This is a genomic window from Sphingobacteriales bacterium (assembly GCA_016700115.1).
Lineage (GTDB): Bacteria > Bacteroidota > Bacteroidia > Chitinophagales > UBA2359 > UBA2359.
Window position 1 is genome coordinate 169,141 of the sequence record CP064999.1, and the last position, 19,260, is coordinate 188,400.

A 19,260-nucleotide genomic window follows, 5' to 3' on the forward strand; every position below is an offset into this window, starting at 1 on the left:
AGTATCTCCAAACTACACAAGACGGGCAACAGTTAATGTTTGCCCTGCTACTTAAAGAAACCGACCCATGAAACACAAAATAGTAATGCTGTTTTTTCTATTCTGTAATATTGCCCTGCAAGCCCAAACCGGCACATTTGAAACGAGCATTGACCCCGATGTTGGGCAGGGGAGTAATAATGGTGTTGGAATAAGAGCTACAACAGATGGACTTATAATATGTTCAGCGTCTTCATGTACTGCCGGCATACCTTGTCTGGATATTGTAAAAACTGATTGGACAGGAAATATACTTTGGATCAGACGCATAGAAGATCCGTCAGATATCTTACGTTTTTCAGAGAAAGTTGTGTGATTAATACTGACGGAAGCTTTAATGCCATGATAGCAAAAACTGTTGATGAAAACAGACAGTTTTTTTTGTACACTTTTGATAGTTTAGGAAATGAAATTTGGAACAGAGAATATGGCACCGAAAATAAAGAAAGCGGATTTGGCGGTATAATACAGGTTGAAAATGACCATTTATTGGCATATTGCAGCACCGGAACAGATTGGGTGTATGCAAAAACCATGCTTACTAAAATAAATAAACAGGGTGATGTTTTATGGCAAAAAATATATGCCGCAGATATAGATACACTGCCTTTTAGCGTAGCACATCATTTCACTCGGTCTGCCACCGGCGATTATCTATTTACGGTAGAAACACAATTTCCTCCTCCCGATATTGGTTACGACAAAACCCTTGCCCATGTTTTTGCTGCCGACACTGCGGGCAACCAAAAATGGCAGTTTGCTTTAAACGATACTTGGGTTTATCAATGTGCCGCCTTTATTGCGCCGCTTCCCAACGGCAACCTTGCCGTTTCCTGGTGCAACGACACGCTGATAGGCGCGTGGGGAGAAAACTACGGCATTCCGCATTATGTTGCCGGTATGGATACGGCGGGCAATATGCTTTGGCAGCATTATTTCGCCGCGCCGTATCAAAAGAAAATAAATCGCATCCGCCGTGCCTCCAATGGCGATGTTATCGGCTGTGGCGGCACCAACAATCCTGCTGCCAATTATTATACCGGATGGCTTTTCAGGTTTAAGCCCGACGGAGAACTTTTATGGGAAAGGGAGTTTTACCATCAATCACCAATTGCTTCTATCGGTTCTTCGGGAATACAATTTAACGACCTTACCGAAACTCCCGATGGCGGTATAGCGGCAACCGGCTTTTTCCAAACCCAAACCGAAATAGATATTTGGTTGGTCAAAACCGATGCCGACGGCTGCATGGAACCCGGTTGCAACGAAGGTTTAATATGGTTGTCGGCACACGAGGCGGCAGAGGGTGTTTGGATAGGCAGGGAATTGGACGCGCTGCTTGTTTACCCCAACCCTGCCTCTTCCCAAATCACCGTCCGCCTCCCGAACAATGCCGTTGCCTATACGCCCGCACAAATTGAAGTTTACAATATCCACGGGCAGCGGGTACACAGTCATCCGCTTCTGCCCGGGCAAAGAGTGGCACAAATAGACCTCCCCACTCTTCCCAAGGGCATATACATTGTACACCTTAAAGGTCAGCAGAACCTTAGTGCGAAGCTTGTCATAGAGTAACGGCAAGTATCTCCAAACTACACAAGACGGGCAACAGATAATGTTTGCCCTGCTCCTTAAAGAAACCGACCCATGAAACACAAAATAGTAATGCTGTTTTTTCTATTCTGTAATTTTGCCCTGCAAGCCCAAACAGGCACTTTTGAAACGAGTATAGATCCCGATACCGGTCAGGGGAGCAATAACGGAGTTTGCATAGTATCTGATTGGGATGGTTTGTTCGTTGTAAGTGCTTCTTTGTGTGAAGGCAACAATGTCGGTTGTACGGACGTAGTAAAGGTAGATTGGAACAAGAACATTCTCTGGCAAAGGCTTTTCCATAATACCCCTTTTTGGTTTTCACCCTCTGGTGGTAACACCATAATAAATACACAGGGTAATTACGTTGTATTAGGAGCTACTCTAACACAAGATAGCATAGAAAATTTTATTCTTGAAATTTCCCCGACCGGAGACAGCCTTTCTTACCAAACTTTTGGGTATAAAACCGGAGCTACGGGCAAGTTATTACAAATAAACGAGTTTGAGTATCTTGCACTTTATACACGCGGTGAGTCCCCTTTTTATGCCCATCCGGTAGTTGCTTTACTGAATACCGATACCCATACAACAGAATGGGAAAAAATCGTTTATGAATTTCCAGGGGTCGGGGGTGGATATGTGTTTAACCGAAAATGAATGGATCATCTCCTATCAAGTGGCGCAAGGTCCGATAGATTATTTATACTTGACCTATACCGATACCGCCGGTAACGTCAGAAGCAATATACCTGTTAATCCCGTTACGGACGGACAATGTATAGGTAAGGTCGTTTATCTCGGTAACGGCAACCTTGCCGTTTCCTGGTGCAACGACACGCTGATAGGCGCGTGGGGAGAAAACTACGGCATTCCGCATTTTGTAGCCGGTATGGATACGGCGGGCAATATGCTTTGGCAGCATTACTTTACCGCGCCCTATATTAAGCAGATTTACCGCCTGCGTAAAGCATCCAACGGAGATATAATCGGATGCGGGGGGCTTAACTATGCAGGTCAATACGACGGCGGATGGATGTTCAGAATTACGGCTGCCGGAGAATTGTTGTGGCAAAGGGAATATGTGCATCATTTGCCCGGATATGGCAATAGTGCAGGTATTGCTTTTATGGATTTAACGGAAACTCCCGACGGAGGCATAGCGGCTACGGGTCCCGTTATCCAGCGAAACGAAAACGGTCAGTTGGAAATAGATATATGGTTGGTCAAAACCGATGCCGACGGCTGCATGGAAGCCGGCTGCAACGAAGGTTTAATATGGTTGTCGGCACACGAGGCGGCAGTGGGTGTTTGGATAGGCAGGGAATTGGACGCGCTGCTTGTTTACCCCAACCCTGCCTCTTCCCAAATCACCGTCCGCCTCCCGAACAATGCCGTTGCCTATACGCCCGCACAAATTGACGTTTACAATATCCACGGGCAGCGGGTACACAGTCATCCGCTTCTGCCCGGGCAAAGAGTGGCACAGATAGACCTCCCCACTCTTCCCAAGGGCATATACATTGTACACCTTAAAGGTCAGCAGAACCTTAGTGCGAAGCTTGTCATAGAGTAACGGCAAGTATCTCCAAACTACACAAGACGGGCAACAGATAATGTTTGCCCTGCTCCTTAAAGAAACCGACCCATGAAACACAAAATAGTAATGCTGTTTTTTCTATTCTGTAATATTGCCCTGCAAGCCCAAACAGGCACTTTTGAAACGAGTATTGATACGGATGCCGGGCAGGGGAGTAATAACGGAGTTTGCATAGTATCTGATTTGGACGGGGTGCTTGTTGTAAGTGCTTCTTTGTGTGAAGGCAACAATATCGGTTGTACAGATGTAGTGAAGGTAGATTGGAACAAGAATATTATTTGGCAAAGGCTTTTTCACAATATCCCTTTCCGGTTTTCGCCTTCAGGGGGAAACACCATTGTAAATACTCAGGGTAATTATTTAATATTGGGGGGGGCACACGCTCAAGACAGTATTGCAAACTTTATTCTTGAAATTTCCCCAACCGGAGACAGCCTATCATATCAAACTTTTGGCTATAAATCCGGCGCAATAGGCAAGGTATTACAAATAAACGAGTTTGAGTATCTTGCACTTTATACACGCGGCGAGTCCCCTTTTTATGCCCATCCGGTAGTTGCTTTACTGAATACCGATACCCATACAACAGAATGGGAAAAAATCGTTTATGAATTTCCATGGGGGTCGGGGGTGGATATGTGTTTAACCGAAAATGAATGGATCATCTCCTATCAAGTGGCGCAAGGTCCGATAGATTATTTATACTTGACCTATACCGATACCGCCGGTAACGTCAGAAGCAATATACCTGTTAATCCCGTTACGGACGGACAATGTATAGGTAAGGTCGTTTATCTCGGTAACGGCAACCTTGCCGTTTCCTGGTGCAACGACACGCTGATAGGCGCATGGGGAGAGAACTACGGCATTCCCCACTTTGTAGCAGGTATGGATACGGCGGGCAATATGCTTTGGCAGCATTATTTCGCCGCGCCGTATCAAAAGAAAATAAATCGCATCCGCCGTGCCTCCAATGGCGATATTATTGGCTGTGGAACCACAAACAACCCGGCCGCCGGTTATTACCAAGGTTGGTTGTTTCGGTTTTCACCGCAAGGCGAATTGCTTTGGGAAAGAGAATATTACCATCCGCCATTAGGTCCAGGTCCTTCTATCACCGCCGCAGGCAGGTCGTTTAACGATTTTACAGAAACTCCCGATGGCGGTATAGCGGCAACCGGCTTTTTCCGAGCCCAAACCGAAATAGATATATGGTTGGTCAAAACCGATGCCGACGGCTGCATGGAAGCCGGTTGCAACGAAGGTTTAATATGGTTGTCGGCACACGAGGCGGCAGTGGGTGTTTGGATAGGCAGGGTACTTGACGCGCTGCTTGTTTACCCCAACCCTGCCTCTTCCCAAATCACCGTCCGACTCCCGAACAATGCCGTTGCCTATACGCCCGCACAAATTGACGTTTACAATATCCACGGGCAGCGGGTACACAGTCATCCGCTTCTGCCCGGGCAAAGAGTGGCACAGACAGACCTCCCGCCTCTTCCCGAAGGAATATACATTGTTCATCTGAAAGGACATCAGAATCTAAGTGCGAAACTCGTTATAGAGTAACGTTATATATAGCACCTAACCCATGAAACTGCTATTCCTAATACACTTCTGCCTGTTTTGCTATATCACTCTTTTACAAGTTTACAATGTGCTTTTCCCAAGTTTTATTTCGCTTTTCGAAGAATCTTCCTGAAAAGGGGGTAGTGAAACAAAGGAGTAGTGCGATCGCTCAAAGTTTGTGCTTCGCCATAAATCCGTGAAAACAAATTTGTCAGTTCGCGCTCATTTGCTCAGTATGCTTTTGAGCTACGTAATTTTTCATCCATTCAAAGGTAATGGATTTGGGTCTTTCGATAGGCAATCCCAAAGCCCTGTCCCAACAAAGCGAAGCAAGCACACCCAAAGCACGCGAAACGCCAAACAAAACCGTATAGAAATTATATTGGGTTAAACCGAAATGTACTAACGTAGCACCGGAATGTGCATCAACATTTGGCCAAGGGTTTTTAATTTTACCTATACTTCCCAAAACTTTTGGAGCTACTTCAAAAACATCCCACACAACATTTACAATAGGGTCGTCCGGAAAGTGTTGTTTGCAAAATTCCATTTGTGCGATAAACCGCGGGTCGGGCGACCTCAACACCGCATGACCATAACCCGGAACCACTTTGCCCGATGCCAGCGTGTTTTGTATATAAGTTTCAATTTGCTGTAAAGAAGGGCGGTTGGTACCCAATTGTTCGCACATGTCAAAAATCCACCGGATTACTTCCTGATTTGCCAAACCGTGCAGGGGGCCGGCAAGCGCATTCATAGCCGCAGCAAACGACAGATAGGCATCGCTGAGTGTAGAGCCAACCAGGTGGGTGGTATGAGCCGAAGCATTACCCCCTTCATGGTCAACATGGATGGTCAGATACAAGCGCATCAGACTTTTGAATTGTGGGTCGTCATATCCCAGCATGTGAGCAAAATTCCCTGCCCAATCCAGACTGTCATCTGATGCAATATGTTGGTTGTTGTAATAAGTACGTCTGAAGATATAGGCTGCAATTCGGGGCAATTTTGCAATGAGGTTCATGGTGTCTTCATAAGTAGCATCCCAATATTCGGACTTGTTCAAACCTTCTTCATAAGCTTTTGCAAAAACTGATTCGTTTTGCAAAGCCATGACCCCTGTACTGAACTGGGTCATAGGATGCGTGGTTATTGGAAGCGCATCTAAGGTAGCAAATACATAGTCGGGAACATGGCTTCTGTTTCTCCACTCCTGGCTGACTAAATCAACATCTTCGTGGGTGGGCAGGTCTCCGGTAAGCATCAAGTAAAAAATTCCTTCAGGAAGAGGTTCGGTACATCCCGGTGCTTTGGGCAACAATTCTTTTAATTCGGGAATCGAATATCCTCTGAAACTTATTCCTTTATGGGCATCGAGCAATGAAGTTTCGGTAATCAAACTTAGAACATCGCGCATTCCGCCATAGAGTTGCGATATTGAAACAGTATCTATAATAAAATCGCCGTTTGCTTTTACATACTCTCTCAATTCTTTACCAAATGGGATGGCTTTTTCGGCAAAACGGGCTTTAATTCTGTCTGACATATTTTGTCGTTTATGTATAGTGATTTGAATCTAAGATTAGAAGTGGTTGAATGTTTTTCAAAAACCTACAAAAATAAACCCTTATTCTGAAAAAATATGTTTTTACATGCAGATTTAGTACAAAAATGGCGAAACCATGAAACTAACCGTGAATTATAAAAACCAGATGTAATCAAAAGGCTTTCAACAATCAAACACAAACACCTATACAAATAACAAATATCAATTGCAAATGTTTTGAGTGTTTGGCGTTTACCGGACTGTTTTTGTCGTTTAGAAAACAAGCACAAACTTTAGTTCATAACCTCGAAAGCTAAAAGGAAATTTGTGCAGTAACCCACCGGTTTAACTGACAATGTGAAACTAATAACCGACAAAACGGCAGAAAAAACCTGATGGCATGGGTTTTGGTAAAAGAATAATATCTTATCATTTACATCATTAAAATATTATGCAGAAAGGAACCATAAGTGTTCAGACCGAAAATATTTTTCCCATCATCAAGAAATTCCTTTACTCAGAGCAGGAAATTTTTTTGCGGGAATTAGTGTCTAACGCCGTTGATGCGACTCAAAAACTAAAAACGCTGTCTTCAAAAGGTGAAGCAGAAGGCGAATTGGGAGATTTAACCATCGAAGTGATAGCAAATCAGGATGCCGGAACCATTACCATCAGGGATAAAGGGATTGGCATGACTTACGATGAAGTAGAACGCTATATCACACAAATTGCATTTTCGAGTGCCAAAGAATTTTTAAGCAAACATCAGGATGCCAATGCCATTATCGGAAATTTCGGATTAGGCTTTTATTCGGCTTTTATGGTATCAGATAAGGTAGAAATCATTACCAAATCTTATCAAAAAGATTCGCCTGCGGTTCATTGGATTTGTGAAGGCAGCACTGAATACGAAATTGACGAAACAACCGACAAAACTACACGCGGAACTGATATTGTTTTGCACCTTGGTAAAGAACATGCCGAATATTTACAAAATGACCGCATCCAAAGCATGCTTGCCAAATATTGCCGGTTTTTACCCGTAGAAATCAAATTCGGCACCCGAACAGAATACCTGCCTAAAGCAACTACCGGCGAAGATGTCGAAGATGCTGAAACCCAAACCGAAGAAGTGGTGGTGGACAATATCATTAACGACCCCAACCCGATATGGACCAAAAAGCCCGCCGACATTACCCCTGAACAATACAAATCGTTCTATCACAGCCTATACCCTGTTGCCGAAGACCCTTTATTCTGGATTCACCTCAATGTGGATTACCCCTTCAAATTAACGGGTATTTTGTATTTTCCCAAAGTGGTGAATAACTATGAAATCAGAAAAGACCGGATTCATTTATACTGCAATCAGGTTTTTGTAACCGACCATGTTGAAAACATTGTTCCCGACTATCTCATGTTGTTGCATGGGGTCATTGATTCACCCGATATTCCGCTGAATGTTTCGCGTAGTTATTTGCAAACCGACCCTGAAGTCAGATCTATCAATAAGTACATTTCCAAAAAAGTGTCTGAAAAATTAGAGGAGATGTTTAAAAACAACCGGCCGGAGTTTGAGCAAAAATGGCGCGATATCGGGGTTTTGATAAAATACGGGATGCTGAGCGATGAAAAATTTAACGAGCGCGCTCAAAAGTATTGTCTTTTTGAAAACATAGACGGTCAGTTTTTTACCCCCGAAGAATACAAAGAAAAGGTAAAAACCTTACAAACCGACAAACACAATAAGATTGTCTGTCTTTATTCCAACGGAACCGGCGAGCAACACAGCTATGAAGAAACTGCAAAAGCTGCCGGGTATGATGTCCTAAAGTTTGATACGCTACTCGACCCCCATTTTATCGGACATTTAGAAAGCAAACAAACCGATCTTACCTTTAAACGTGTAGATGCCGATACGTTGGGGCATTTGATTGAAAAAGAAGAAACCCCCGGCTCGGTACTGACTTCTGAGCAAGAAGAACAACTAAAAGAAATGTTTAACAAAGTGGTTGATGCCAATTCAGCTATGATTATGTTGCGACCCATGTCGCCAACCGATGCCCCTGTTTTGGTAACCCGACCCGAATTTATCCGGCGATGGAAAGATATGTCAAACATTAGCGGAGGAAAACAGGACAACATGTTTGGCGATATGTATAACCTTGTTCTCAATACCAATCATCCTGCTTTAGTGTCTTTGTTGTCCAATACTCAGGACGAAGAACATCAAAAGCATCTTGTCCAACAATTGTATGATTTGGCTTTGTTGCAGCAAAACATGCTAAAGGGTGCCGAACTGACCCGCTTCATCAACCGAAGCATCAGTCTTTTGCAACAGGAAAACGGCAAATAATACCAACTATGATTTAATTTTGAACCATCAATTACTGACATACGTCTTTAAATTCCCCTCCTCGGAGGGGTTAGGAGTGGGTTCTTTTAGATAGTGAAGTGGTATAATTCGGAATTCTGTAATTCAGTTTCAAATAAAAAAAACGTTCCGGTTCAGTGATGAGCCGGAACGTTTTTTTTAAGGGTGGATTGATTCTATTGTTATGTTTAAAAAAACATTCACCATTACCCGAAACTTGAAGGTCCTACATTAGACCCCAATCCGCCTCCAAAGCCAAGTCGTTTTCTGCCTCCTTTGATGGCTTTTTGTTCGTTAAAGTCTTTGAGATCATCGGCGGTAATGATTCTCAACAGTTCGGGAGTTCTATCGTCAATGGGTATTGCCGACAAACGGAGGTTTTGCTGCTTGATGATTTCTTCTACGGTTTTTAATACTGTTCGCCCGTTGCCGAAATATTTATCTTTCATGTCGTATAACAACTCCATGTATTTCAAAAGACGTTGATGCGCTTCTTCGTCAAGCCCGTATCCTTCCCTTTTGAGGGCAAGTTCGGCAATTGTCATCAATTCTGAAACAGTATAATCTTCAAACTGCAAGGTGCGGTCGAAACGGGATTTAAGCCCCGGGTTAGCTTCAAGGAAGAGTTTCATATTGTCGGGATAGCCGGCTACTACCACTGCAAATTCACCTTTTTGGTCTTCCATCCGTTTAATAAGTGTTTCTAAGGCTTCCTGTCCGTAATCCATACCGCCACCGCGTTGCGATAAAGCATAAGCCTCGTCAATAAACAAGACTCCACCGATGGCCTGATCAATTTTTTCGGCTGTTTTTAAAGCGGTTTGGCCAATATAACCTGCCACTAAACTTTCCCGGTCACATTCTACCAGATGTCCGCGCTCCAAAATGCCCAACGCCTTGAAAAGTTTGGCTAAAATTCGGGCAACGGTTGTTTTACCGGTACCCGGATTTCCGACAAACACCGAGTGTAACGAAAACCTGTTCAGCACGCTTTTGCTCATTTCCCGATTAAACCTGACCAATTTGACCAGTTCGGTAATTTCCTGCTTAACGCCTGACAATCCGGTCAGTTTGTTCAGTTCGTTCATAGCCTCTTCCAGGGCGTTTTCGTCAATCGGAATATCGGGTAATAACCGTTCTTTTTTTCTGAACACCAATTCCAGATCTTCAATGGTAATCGTTGAAAGTTCTTCTTTGTTGAGCTTGCGGGGGTTTTCAAATTTCATGACCCGCAAACCCAGATTGATTTTTGCCTGATCAATGATGCCATAGACAAAACGCGCATTGCCAAAGTACCGGTCGCGGGTTCTGTAGGCATCCACAATTTTATCAAATAGATATGCTTTCGCCTGAACAGATATCATCACTTTGCGCTTTTCGGCAGCATATTCTGCAATATCGCTTAACTCCTGAGGCTGGTAATCCGGAAATTCAAACCTTTGGCTGAACCTTGACTTCAGTCCCGGGTTGGTATCTATAAACGTATTCATTTCGGAAGGATATCCGGCAACAATAACTGCAAGATCTCCTTCTCCGTCAGACATTTCCTTGATCAGGATTTCGAGCACTTCGCGGCCGAAATCTTTGGCATCGTCTTTTGCCCTTGCTAAACCGTAAGCCTCGTCAATAAATAAAATTCCCCCTCTGGCTTGTTTGATGGCTTCCTTAACTTTGGGTGCTGTTTGCCCGATATACTCCCCCACTAAATCTGCACGGTCTGCAATATGCACATGCCCTTTGCTCAACAAACCCAGATTTTTGTAAATCAATCCCAACATTTTGGCTACCGTAGTTTTGCCGGTTCCCGGATTGCCGGTAAAAATGGTGTGAAGATTGATATTGTGTCCGTCTTCTATTCCTTTTTCCAATCTCAGTTTGATGTACTTGAGATATTCGGCATATTCTCTGATGCGGGTTTTAATGGTTGTCAATCCAATTAAACCTTCAAGTTCTTCCATCACCTCGTCTAAGGTCTGCGGTTGTTCTTTGTTGTCAGAAATCAGCAAAGGTGTATTGGTTCCGGGCAGAATGGCTTCGTTAAAGCCTTCTTCAAATGTATCGCTGACCTCAAAAGGTAAAATAGCGACTAATTTGTCCATAAATACTACCTGAAGGGTGTAATGGTCATGATACCAGGTTCCGGGATCATTGCTGCCCCATCCCGAAGTTACTGTAACAATATTGTTGTTTTCGGTGGTATTGACTGAAATCAAATCATAAGTTTCACCTTTTAACTGGTGGGTATCGTTGAAAAACTTAAAGATCAGTTCGCAGTTCCAGGGGGTCGGAGCCAGATTTTCAAAGGTAAACTCAGCAAAAACATATCGGGTATTTTTGCTGTCAAATTCTTTAAAATATTTGCGCTGATCCATCGCGATATGCTCATTAGGACCTTCGTAGAGTTTGATTGAGCGAATGGTAAAATAAGGGTTTTCCTCTTCGGTAACCAAACCCACATCTTCGACCCAAAATTTCTGAGCACCCAGAAAATTGCCATCTAAGTAAGCCGCCCATTCATATTCTCCTTTTTTCCAGAAAAACCCCGGTCTTTTATTGCCCCATGCCTGATAAATATTTACCACCGGCATGTCTTTGGTTACCATTTTGGAGATACTCAAATTGCATAACTCCCGACGGTTTTTATCTTTAAGTGCATAGGCTTTCAACACGATTTCGGCTTCCCAATCCTGAACATCAAAATATTTATTGTAAAACGAAAGTTCGGCATGGATAAAAGTAGTTTCAGCACGGTCAAACACTCTGCGGTATTTGCGCATTCCATTTGCCAACCATTCTGAGGAACCATAAACTTTTAGGTCTTTAAATTTAAAGGGCTTCATTGTGAAGGGTTTAAGAGGTTATGGATAAAATGATTCAACCTTAAAAACTTTACAGGATTAAGTGCTTATTGGGTAACATCACCAAATTCTTAATGCCTTTCCCGGACTTTTTATTCGATGCTATGTCATGAAAAACCAGGGTTAATCATACAAGTTCGGATACTTTGAATACTGAACACAAATGTATATTTAAAAAATAACCGTTAAATGTTGCCGGATGTTTGCACAACAATTAACGGTTGCTTATAAATTGTGTGATGTGTCCGAATATTTACAAATTTAACTCTCCGTTCAACTTAACATGGTTGGTATCGTTGATTTCGGCAGCCTCCAGCAGTTTGTCGGTGGGATGTTCATCGTAAGGCCTTTTCCCGATTAGCCGCTCAAGGTCGTCTTTAAAGAGTATTTCTTTTTTTAACAACTCCTGGGCCAATAATTCCAACTGTTGTCTTTTTTCGATGAGCAGGGCTTTGGTTCTTTCATAGGCTGTATTGATCATCGTCCGTACTTCTTCGTCTATCATTCTGGCGGTTTCATCAGAATAAGGTTTTTGAAAACTGTATTCGTTTTCGGCATCGTGAAAAGATACGTTCCCAACTTTCAGGTTCATTCCATAAATCGCTACCATGGCATACGCCATTTTGGTTATGCGTTCCAGGTCATTTTGTGCTCCGGTTGAAATACGTCCGAACACAATTTCTTCGGCGGCACGTCCTCCAAGGGTCATGCTCATTTCGTCTAAAAGTTGCTCGGTGGTATAGAGATATTGCTCTTTGGGGATGTATTGAGCATAACCCAAAGCAGCAACCCCGCGAGGAATGATGGTTACTTTCAACAAAGGATGAGCGTAGCGAAGAAACCAACCGATAATGGCGTGTCCCGCTTCATGATAGGCTATGATTTCTTTTTCTTCGGGCGAGATGATTTTATTTTTCTTTTCCAAACCGCCAATTACCCGGTCAATAGCGCTTTGGAAATCCTGCATGGTAACTGCTTTTTTATTGTAACGGGCAGCAATCAGGGCGGCTTCGTTGCAGACATTCGCAATTTCTGCGCCGGCAAATCCGGGGGTTAATTCGGCCAGTTTTTTGGAATCTATATCGTCCGAGATTTTGATCGGTTTCAGATGCACTTTAAAAATCTGTTCGCGCCCAACCAAATCGGGACGGTCAATGCTGATTTGGCGGTCAAATCTGCCGGGACGCAACAGCGCGGAATCGAGAACATCCGGCCGATTGGTGGCTGCCATGATGATAACCCCTTTATCGCCTGCAAAACCATCCATTTCTACCAATAGCGCATTGAGCGTGTTTTCGCGCTCGTCATTTCCTTGTAACATATTTCGGCCTCTTGCACGTCCTACGGCATCTATTTCATCAATGAAAATAATGCACGGTGCTTTTTCACGGGCTTGTTTGAACAGGTCTCTAACTCTGGATGCACCAACACCGACAAACAGTTCGACAAAATCGGAACCGGAAATGGTAAAAAACGGCACTTGTGCTTCGCCTGCAACTGCTTTTGCCAACATGGTTTTACCGGTGCCGGGAGGACCTATTAACAAGACCCCTTTGGGTATTTTACCTCCTAAAGCGGTGTATTTCTGCGGGTTTTTAAGAAAATCAACGATTTCTCTGACTTCTTCTTTTGCCTCATCTAAGCCGGCAACATCATCAAAGGTCAGATCTACTTTTGCATCTCCGTCTAAAAGCGTAGCTTTTGATTTTCCGATGTTGAAAATCTGACCGCCTGGGCCACCAACGCCTCCGCTTACACGGCGCATGATGAAAATCCAAATCACAATGATGATAATAAAAGGCAGCAAGTAACTGAAAAATCCACTTCTCCAATCTGTCCGGCTTTCATGACGAACATCTACCACGTTTTCAGCAACGGTATCTTTTTGTGCTGCCTGAAGGGTGCTGCTGAAATTATCGGCCGAGCCGATGGTAAAATAATAATGAGGCCCTTTGCTGGGAGTTCCAAACTTATTATTTCTGATTTCGTCATATTGTGATTTGCTGAGTCTATCAGGTTTGATATACACTTCAACCAGTTCTTTGTTGACCACCACCAACTTTTCCACGTCTCCTGATGGAAGAAATTCGCGGAAAAACTGTTGTTCGGAAATATCTTTCACATAGCTTTGAAAGGGTATCAGATTTAGAGCAATGATACCAAGCAAAATAAGTCCGTAAATCCAATAATGATTGAATTTGTTTGGACGGGAATCGGTATCAGATTTTTTATTGTTATTACTCATCGGTCTATTGGTTATTATTCTGCTTTAGGCAAGAAGGATTTATGTTGCTGATTAATGTATTTAGTTCCGTCTGCATTATAGGTAGTTCTGATAGCATCGCCCCAAAGTTCTTCTAACTGATATACATGGCGTTTGCTTTTATGGAAAATATGAATGACAATATCCAAGTAATCTAATAAAACCCATTCCATCGAATTAAAGCCTTCCTGAGCGGAAGGGGAAATATTGGCTGTTTTTTTTACCTTTTCCACGATGTTTTCGGCTATTGCTCTGACCTGTGGCGGGGAACTGCCTTCGCAAATCACAAAATAATCGGCCATGGCATCGTCTAATTGGGTCAGGTCTAAACTGATTACATCTTCTCCTTTTTTTTCTAAGATGCTATCTGCAATCAGGTCTAATAACTGTTGAGTGTTATTATTAGTTTTGCGGACGTTTTTTGGAATTTTTGCTGATTTCAATATAATTGGATGATTGGTTTAACCGACAAAGTTAATAATTGTTTTGCAGAGTCTTAATAACACTATCTTTATAGGAAAAGTTTTTATAGAACTTCCGGTGATTGATTCTACTAATTTGTATGCCTCAGACCTGCTCAGGCTTGAAACTCCTCCTTTACCGGGAACGGCAGTTTTTTCTTCAGGCCAGTTTGAAGGACGCGGTCAGCGAGGCAATAACTGGTATTCTGAAAAAGGGAAAAACATCGCCCTCAGTATCATCCTTTACCCCAAACATATTTCCCTCAGTCAACAATTTTACCTCAGCATGGCGATTGCTTTGGGAGTATGTCGTTTTATACAGAGTGAACTGAATGATTGCGACGTTAAAATCAAGTGGCCGAACGATTTATTTGCAGACGGTAAAAAAATTGGCGGCATCCTGATTGAAAACACCATTTCGGGCAATTCACTACAATCTTCTGTGGTGGGTATTGGATTGAATATCAACCAAACTCACTTTCCTGACCTTCCCTTAGCTACTTCCATAAAGCTGCTTTCCGGCAAAGATTTTGATCTCTACGATGCTGTACAAAAACTATGCAGTTATTTAGAAGCAACCTATTTTTTGCTTCAACCCGACAAATTGGCAGACTTAAAGCGACAATATTTGCAAAACCTTTACCGCTTTGGCGAAATTTGCCGGTTCAGAAAATCTATGGAGAATTTGTTTTTTTATGCCCGTATCACCGGAGTTTCAGAAAACGGATTGTTGCTGCTGACTTTCCCGGACGCTACCTCACAAAGTTTTGATATTAAAGAATTGGTTTGGGGCTGACAGTAAAAAAACAAACGGGCCGCCTATCGCTTTTTCGTACAGACGGCCCGATATTTTGACCAAATTAAAAATCTTGGCTTTTTTTAATGTTGTAACAGTACTTTTTGAGTCATGCTTTGATCAGCTTGGGTAACTTTTACCAGATATACACCGTCGGGTTGAGCCGAAAGGTCGAAAGTAGTGTTTGAAGTTGTTTCCATTCTCAAAACTTCCTGTCCTGAAATGTTCATCACCGAAATATGGTATGGTGTAGTGTTTTGTGAAGCAGGAAACTCAATATTGAGGAATCCTTTGGTTGGGTTGGGATTGATTTTGATTTCTGAAACAAAACCGTTTTCTTCAATACCTACTGCCTCTGACACCAAAATATACCCTTCTTTGAGTTCAAAATCATTCCCCAAATCGTTGATTACAGTCAGCGAAACGGCATAAAGTCCGGGTTCTGGATAGGCATACACCGGGTTTTGAATGGTGCTCCCATCTCCGTTACCAAAAGCCCAATACCATTCGGAAATACCACCGGTTGAGAGGTCGGTAAACTGAACAGGTTCATTGACCGAAACAGAGGTTGAAGAAGCAATAAAATCACATACAGGTGCCGATATTTGCTGCCCTTCCAGCAAACCGGAACGAGGTCCCAACAACATGGCGCGCATAATGCCGATTTGTTGCAAGGTAAATATATTCATACAATCCTCGTCTGAATAGTCCATATAGTTTTCAATCATATCGGGGAAGTTGACCGGGGAATCAACACAGGAATTTTTTGAATAATTACATTCCTGTTGAGATGCGGAATCGGAAAAAGGCGTGTCTGCAATTCCATCATCCTGCGTACAATCTCCATCGCCCCAAATATGGCGCAACCCTAAATAATGTCCTACTTCGTGAACACAGGTTCTCCCTTCACCAACTACGGCAGCTAAAGCGGCAGAAAGTGCGGGGTTGGCTGTTCCGCCAAAAACCGGATAATGTACGGCCACCCCATCCGTTTGAAGAGTTCCGGCCGATCCGGGAGGCCAATTGGGGGCTGATGCCGGAGGGTATGCAAAACCTAAAACGGTTCCTACTCCGCTGCCATCATCCATATTACAAACCCATATATTCAGATACCGGTCGGTAGGCCAGGCATCTTTACCGCCCTGGTCGGCAAATTTCATGGCATCGAATCCACCTAATGAAGCTAAAACAGCATTGAGGCAGACTTCCTGTTCAGGGGTCAACGGAGCACCGGTCAACAAATCTAAGGGATTGATTCCACAAGCGAGGATTTGGTTGATGATTTCAAAAATATCTATTCCGGAAAGGGGGGAAAAGTTGGCAACCGAAGTTTGAGTCCGGGTAATTCCGGTGGTAGGGTTTCCGTCAGGGTCTAATTCGGCGAGGTAAAATTCTATTCCCGCATCACCGGCAACCGGTAAAAACTCATCACGGGTAAGGGTAGTATCTGAATTTTGGCGGCGGTAGTCGCGATTGAGTATCTCTATTTGCTCAAACACCGCTTCATCGGGAACGTTTTGAATGGAGGTGTTAAAAACAATATGCACCACAACAGGAATACGCAATATTTCATTTCCTCCTGCTTTGGCAATCTCATTGTTTTGTGCAAAAGTTTTTGCCTCGTCAAAGGTTTTTTGAACCGCTTTGGCATATCCCGGGTGTTGTGCTGCCTGATGTAGTTGCATTTCATGACTAAGACAACGCACTACTTCTTGTGCCCAAAGAGAAGAACCTGCCCAAAGCAGGCATAATAAGAAGAGTAAGTTTGAGTGTTTCATTGTTAAAAAAGGGGTATAAAGTAGATTAAGTTTGAAAAAATTTGTGATGGTAACTACTATATAATAAAGTGATTTGGCAAAATTATTTACCCTTCCAAAACGCTTCGGGCAATGACCAAACGCTGTATTTCTGAAGTGCCTTCATAAATTTGAGTAATTTTGGCATCGCGCATTAACCGCTCAACATGATATTCTTTTACATATCCGTAGCCTCCATGTACCTGTACGGCTTCGGTAGTTACTTCCATAGCGGTTTCTGAGGCAAAAAGTTTTGCCATCGCTGCTGCTGTTCCATAAGGTTGTCCGGTATCTTTAAGCAAAGCGGCTTTTAGACAGAGCAAACGTGCAGCTTCTATTCTGGTAGCCATATCTGCCAGTTTAAACTGTATGGCCTGATGTTGAGAAATGGGTTTACCGAATGCTTGTCGTTCTTTTGAATAGGCCAATGCCAGTTCATAAGCACCTGAAGCAATACCCAAAGCCTGAGAAGCTATCCCAATTCTTCCGCCGTCTAAAGTTTTCATGGCAAATTTAAAACCGAAACCATCAACGCCGATACGGTTTTCTTTCGGCACGATCACATCCTGAAACATAACGGAATGTGTGTCGGAAGCACGGATACCCATTTTGTTTTCTTTGGCACCGGTAGAAACCCCTTTCCAATTGCGTTCAACAATTAAGGCGTTGATCCCCCGGTGTTTCTTATCTGCATCGCTTTGGGCTATGACTAAATAAATTCCGGCATGTCCGCCGCTGGTAATCCAGTTTTTTGTGCCGTTCAACAGGTAATAATCGCCCATATCTATGGCTGTCGTGCGTTGAGAGGTGGCATCCGAACCTGCTTCAGGTTCTGAAAGACAAAAGGCACCGATTATTTTACCGGTTGCCAAATCGGGAAGGTATTTTGCCTTTTGTGCTTCGTTGCCATAAGTTTCCAAACCCCAGCATACCAATGAATTATTGACCGACATAATCACGGAACAAGAGGCATCAATTTTAGAGATTTCTTCCATTGCCAAAACATAAGAAACCGCATCCAAACCACTTCCTCCATATTCGGGGGAAACCATCATGCCTAAAAATCCAAGTTCACCCATTCTTTTGACCAAATCTGTCGGATGCTGCATTTTTTCGTCCCGCTCTATCACACCGGGTTTACATTCATTTTGGGCAAAATCGCGGGCAGCCTGTTGAATCATTAAATGCTCTTCTGTAAGTTGAAAATTCATGGGCGGAGTATTCTGTTTATTTTGAATTAAATTGGAAAGGCAAAAATAAGATTAAATCTGCTTTTTTTTATGACTTGATTTCAAATATGAACCGCAAACCGACACATCAGAACCGACTCATTTAATTCAAGTCTTAGTCGCCTGCATAAAACAGCCCTTCTATGGGTGTTTCCATCGAATAAAGTTCAACTTTTGTCCATCCCGTTAACCCGAACTCCGATTTGATGAGGTAGTAGTCGTATTGCTGAAACATCGGATCGTCTTTGGAAAAAGCTTCGTCCGGAGCCAAATCGGGCGGAAGATTGAGCAAAACAGTAATGGCATTGCCGGCAGCTATATCTGCCACTTTTTGAGTCATTTGAATGTCTGAATAGATGGGGAAACCTGTTTTGGCTTTTGTTTCAAGCCCCACGTAATAAAAAGGTTGACTTGTTTCTTCCAACAGGTCGTTTTTGATACTCCATTTGCTGCGGTGATCAAACATGTTGTTGACATGACCTGCGGTGTAAAAAAATCCGTTTCCGGGCAGATAAACCTCCTTCCCCCATATATAGGCATCTGTAATTTTCCCCTCGGATGAAAGGGTCTGAAGCGGCAAGAGGGTGTCTTTTTCCATTTTGTAAAACGCAAAATTGAAATCGTCCGACATTCCCCAATCAAACACAACAAGATATTCGGTGGGGTTTGAAGCGGATAGTTTTGTCCTGATCATACCCAACCACGTATCGGGAAGGTTTCCTTTGGTAAAGGGGTAGAGTTGAGCAAGCTCCTTATCGCTGACCGGTTTTCCCAATGTAGGTACATAATATAAATAACCGGCTTCTTTCACCTGCTTGCCTTTTTCGTCTGTATAAGTGGCATAAACGGCTTCTAATTTGCTGAGGTTTTTAAAGGGTTGTGCGGTCATAGAAACGCCGAAAAACAAGGCGGCAAGGGTTAAAAAAAATTTCATGAATCTGTTTATTTTGCCCAAAGATAAGCAATAAATTATTCAATAGAAATATCCGGTATCCGGGAAACCGCCAAGGCATCTGCGGGTGTTTTTTCCAAAACGAGCACTATAAAATCCGATGTGCCGATTTTTTTTCCCGATATTTGCCCCTCAGTAGAAACGGTATTTTTTAAACAGCGCTTTGACCGCTTCCTTTAGACTT

The 19,260-nt window shown here is 43.1% G+C and carries 14 protein-coding genes; 7 read left to right on the plus strand and 7 right to left on the minus strand.

Going from position 1 to position 19,260, the window contains the following annotated elements:
- The first annotated feature begins 67 nt into the window (after positions 1-67).
- The 5 genes from IPM47_00675 (at position 68) to IPM47_00695 (ending at position 4,801) form a co-directional block, all read left to right on the plus strand.
- Positions 68-355, plus strand: a complete 288-nt coding sequence (locus tag IPM47_00675) for a hypothetical protein (protein QQS29496.1) — start codon at positions 68-70, stop codon at positions 353-355.
- Positions 352-1,614, plus strand: coding sequence for a T9SS type A sorting domain-containing protein (locus tag IPM47_00680; protein ID QQS29497.1), 1,263 nt, complete (start codon positions 352-354; stop codon positions 1,612-1,614). Before IPM47_00675 ends, IPM47_00680 begins: the two co-directional genes overlap by 4 nt.
- 72 nt (positions 1,615-1,686) lie before the next feature.
- Positions 1,687-2,292, plus strand: coding sequence for a hypothetical protein (locus tag IPM47_00685; GenBank protein ID QQS29498.1), 606 nt, complete (start codon positions 1,687-1,689; stop codon positions 2,290-2,292).
- Entirely contained in the window at positions 2,246-3,208 is a 963-nt protein-coding gene (locus IPM47_00690) for a T9SS type A sorting domain-containing protein (GenBank protein ID QQS29499.1), read from the plus strand. Before IPM47_00685 ends, IPM47_00690 begins: the two co-directional genes overlap by 47 nt.
- Before the next feature lie 72 nt (positions 3,209-3,280).
- Positions 3,281-4,801: a T9SS type A sorting domain-containing protein gene (locus IPM47_00695; protein ID QQS29500.1), complete on the plus strand. Its 1,521-nt coding sequence runs from the start codon at positions 3,281-3,283 to the stop codon at positions 4,799-4,801.
- 211 nt (positions 4,802-5,012) lie between these two features.
- Here the strand turns inward: IPM47_00695 and IPM47_00700 are convergent, their stop codons facing one another.
- Positions 5,013-6,347, minus strand: coding sequence for a citrate (Si)-synthase (locus tag IPM47_00700; protein QQS29501.1), 1,335 nt, complete (start codon positions 6,345-6,347; stop codon positions 5,013-5,015).
- 451 nt (positions 6,348-6,798) lie between these two features.
- Here IPM47_00700 and htpG point away from each other — a divergent pair, with 451 nt between their 5' ends.
- Positions 6,799-8,703 (plus strand): molecular chaperone HtpG, encoded by a 1,905-nt coding sequence (gene htpG / locus IPM47_00705; protein ID QQS29502.1) that lies wholly within the window; start codon positions 6,799-6,801, stop codon positions 8,701-8,703.
- 224 nt (positions 8,704-8,927) lie between these two features.
- Here htpG and IPM47_00710 read toward each other — a convergent pair whose 3' ends face one another.
- The 3 genes from IPM47_00710 to rsfS form a co-directional block, all read right to left on the minus strand.
- The gene (locus IPM47_00710) at positions 8,928-11,561 is read right to left on the minus strand and encodes an AAA family ATPase (GenBank protein ID QQS29503.1); all 2,634 of its coding nucleotides are present in this window, start codon (positions 11,559-11,561) and stop codon (positions 8,928-8,930) included.
- Between the two features lie 271 nt (positions 11,562-11,832).
- Positions 11,833-13,824 carry an ATP-dependent zinc metalloprotease FtsH gene (gene ftsH, locus IPM47_00715; GenBank protein QQS29504.1) on the minus strand — a complete coding sequence of 664 codons (1,992 nt, stop codon included), beginning with the start codon at positions 13,822-13,824 and terminating at the stop codon, positions 11,833-11,835.
- Positions 13,825-13,838: 14 nt separating this feature from the next.
- Positions 13,839-14,219, minus strand: a complete 381-nt coding sequence (gene rsfS / locus IPM47_00720; protein QQS31355.1) for a ribosome silencing factor — start codon at positions 14,217-14,219, stop codon at positions 13,839-13,841.
- A gap of 109 nt (positions 14,220-14,328) precedes the next feature.
- Here rsfS and IPM47_00725 point away from each other — a divergent pair, with 109 nt between their 5' ends.
- Positions 14,329-15,099, plus strand: coding sequence for a biotin--[acetyl-CoA-carboxylase] ligase (locus IPM47_00725; protein ID QQS29505.1), 771 nt, complete (start codon positions 14,329-14,331; stop codon positions 15,097-15,099).
- Positions 15,100-15,182: 83 nt separating this feature from the next.
- On the opposite strand, the gene IPM47_00730 is transcribed toward IPM47_00725, so the two are convergent.
- The 3 genes from IPM47_00730 to IPM47_00740 form a co-directional block, all read right to left on the minus strand.
- Complete coding sequence (locus IPM47_00730) at positions 15,183-16,877, minus strand: T9SS type A sorting domain-containing protein (protein QQS29506.1); 1,695 nt, start codon at positions 16,875-16,877, stop codon at positions 15,183-15,185.
- A gap of 86 nt (positions 16,878-16,963) precedes the next feature.
- Positions 16,964-18,106 carry an acyl-CoA dehydrogenase family protein gene (locus tag IPM47_00735; GenBank protein QQS29507.1) on the minus strand — a complete coding sequence of 381 codons (1,143 nt, stop codon included), beginning with the start codon at positions 18,104-18,106 and terminating at the stop codon, positions 16,964-16,966.
- Between the two features lie 133 nt (positions 18,107-18,239).
- Entirely contained in the window at positions 18,240-19,058 is an 819-nt protein-coding gene (locus IPM47_00740) for a hypothetical protein (GenBank protein QQS29508.1), read from the minus strand.
- Between the last annotated feature and the right edge of the window lie 202 nt (positions 19,059-19,260).

What these genes read in the sequence shown, in the direction of transcription:
- IPM47_00675 (QQS29496.1), top strand. Translation starts at nt 68, where the DNA reads ATGAAACACAAAATAGTAATGCTGTTTTTTCTATTCTGTAATATTGCC.
- IPM47_00685 (QQS29498.1), top strand. Translation starts at nt 1,687, where the DNA reads ATGAAACACAAAATAGTAATGCTGTTTTTTCTATTCTGTAATTTTGCC.
- IPM47_00690 (QQS29499.1), top strand. Translation starts at nt 2,246, where the DNA reads ATGAATTTCCAGGGGTCGGGGGTGGATATGTGTTTAACCGAAAATGAA.
- IPM47_00695 (QQS29500.1), top strand. Translation starts at nt 3,281, where the DNA reads ATGAAACACAAAATAGTAATGCTGTTTTTTCTATTCTGTAATATTGCC.
- IPM47_00700 (QQS29501.1), bottom strand. Translation starts at nt 6,347, where the DNA reads ATGTCAGACAGAATTAAAGCCCGTTTTGCCGAAAAAGCCATCCCATTT.
- htpG (QQS29502.1), top strand. Translation starts at nt 6,799, where the DNA reads ATGCAGAAAGGAACCATAAGTGTTCAGACCGAAAATATTTTTCCCATC.
- IPM47_00710 (QQS29503.1), bottom strand. Translation starts at nt 11,561, where the DNA reads ATGAAGCCCTTTAAATTTAAAGACCTAAAAGTTTATGGTTCCTCAGAA.
- ftsH (QQS29504.1), bottom strand. Translation starts at nt 13,824, where the DNA reads ATGAGTAATAACAATAAAAAATCTGATACCGATTCCCGTCCAAACAAA.
- IPM47_00730 (QQS29506.1), bottom strand. Translation starts at nt 16,877, where the DNA reads ATGAAACACTCAAACTTACTCTTCTTATTATGCCTGCTTTGGGCAGGT.
- IPM47_00735 (QQS29507.1), bottom strand. Translation starts at nt 18,106, where the DNA reads ATGAATTTTCAACTTACAGAAGAGCATTTAATGATTCAACAGGCTGCC.
- IPM47_00740 (QQS29508.1), bottom strand. Translation starts at nt 19,058, where the DNA reads ATGAAATTTTTTTTAACCCTTGCCGCCTTGTTTTTCGGCGTTTCTATG.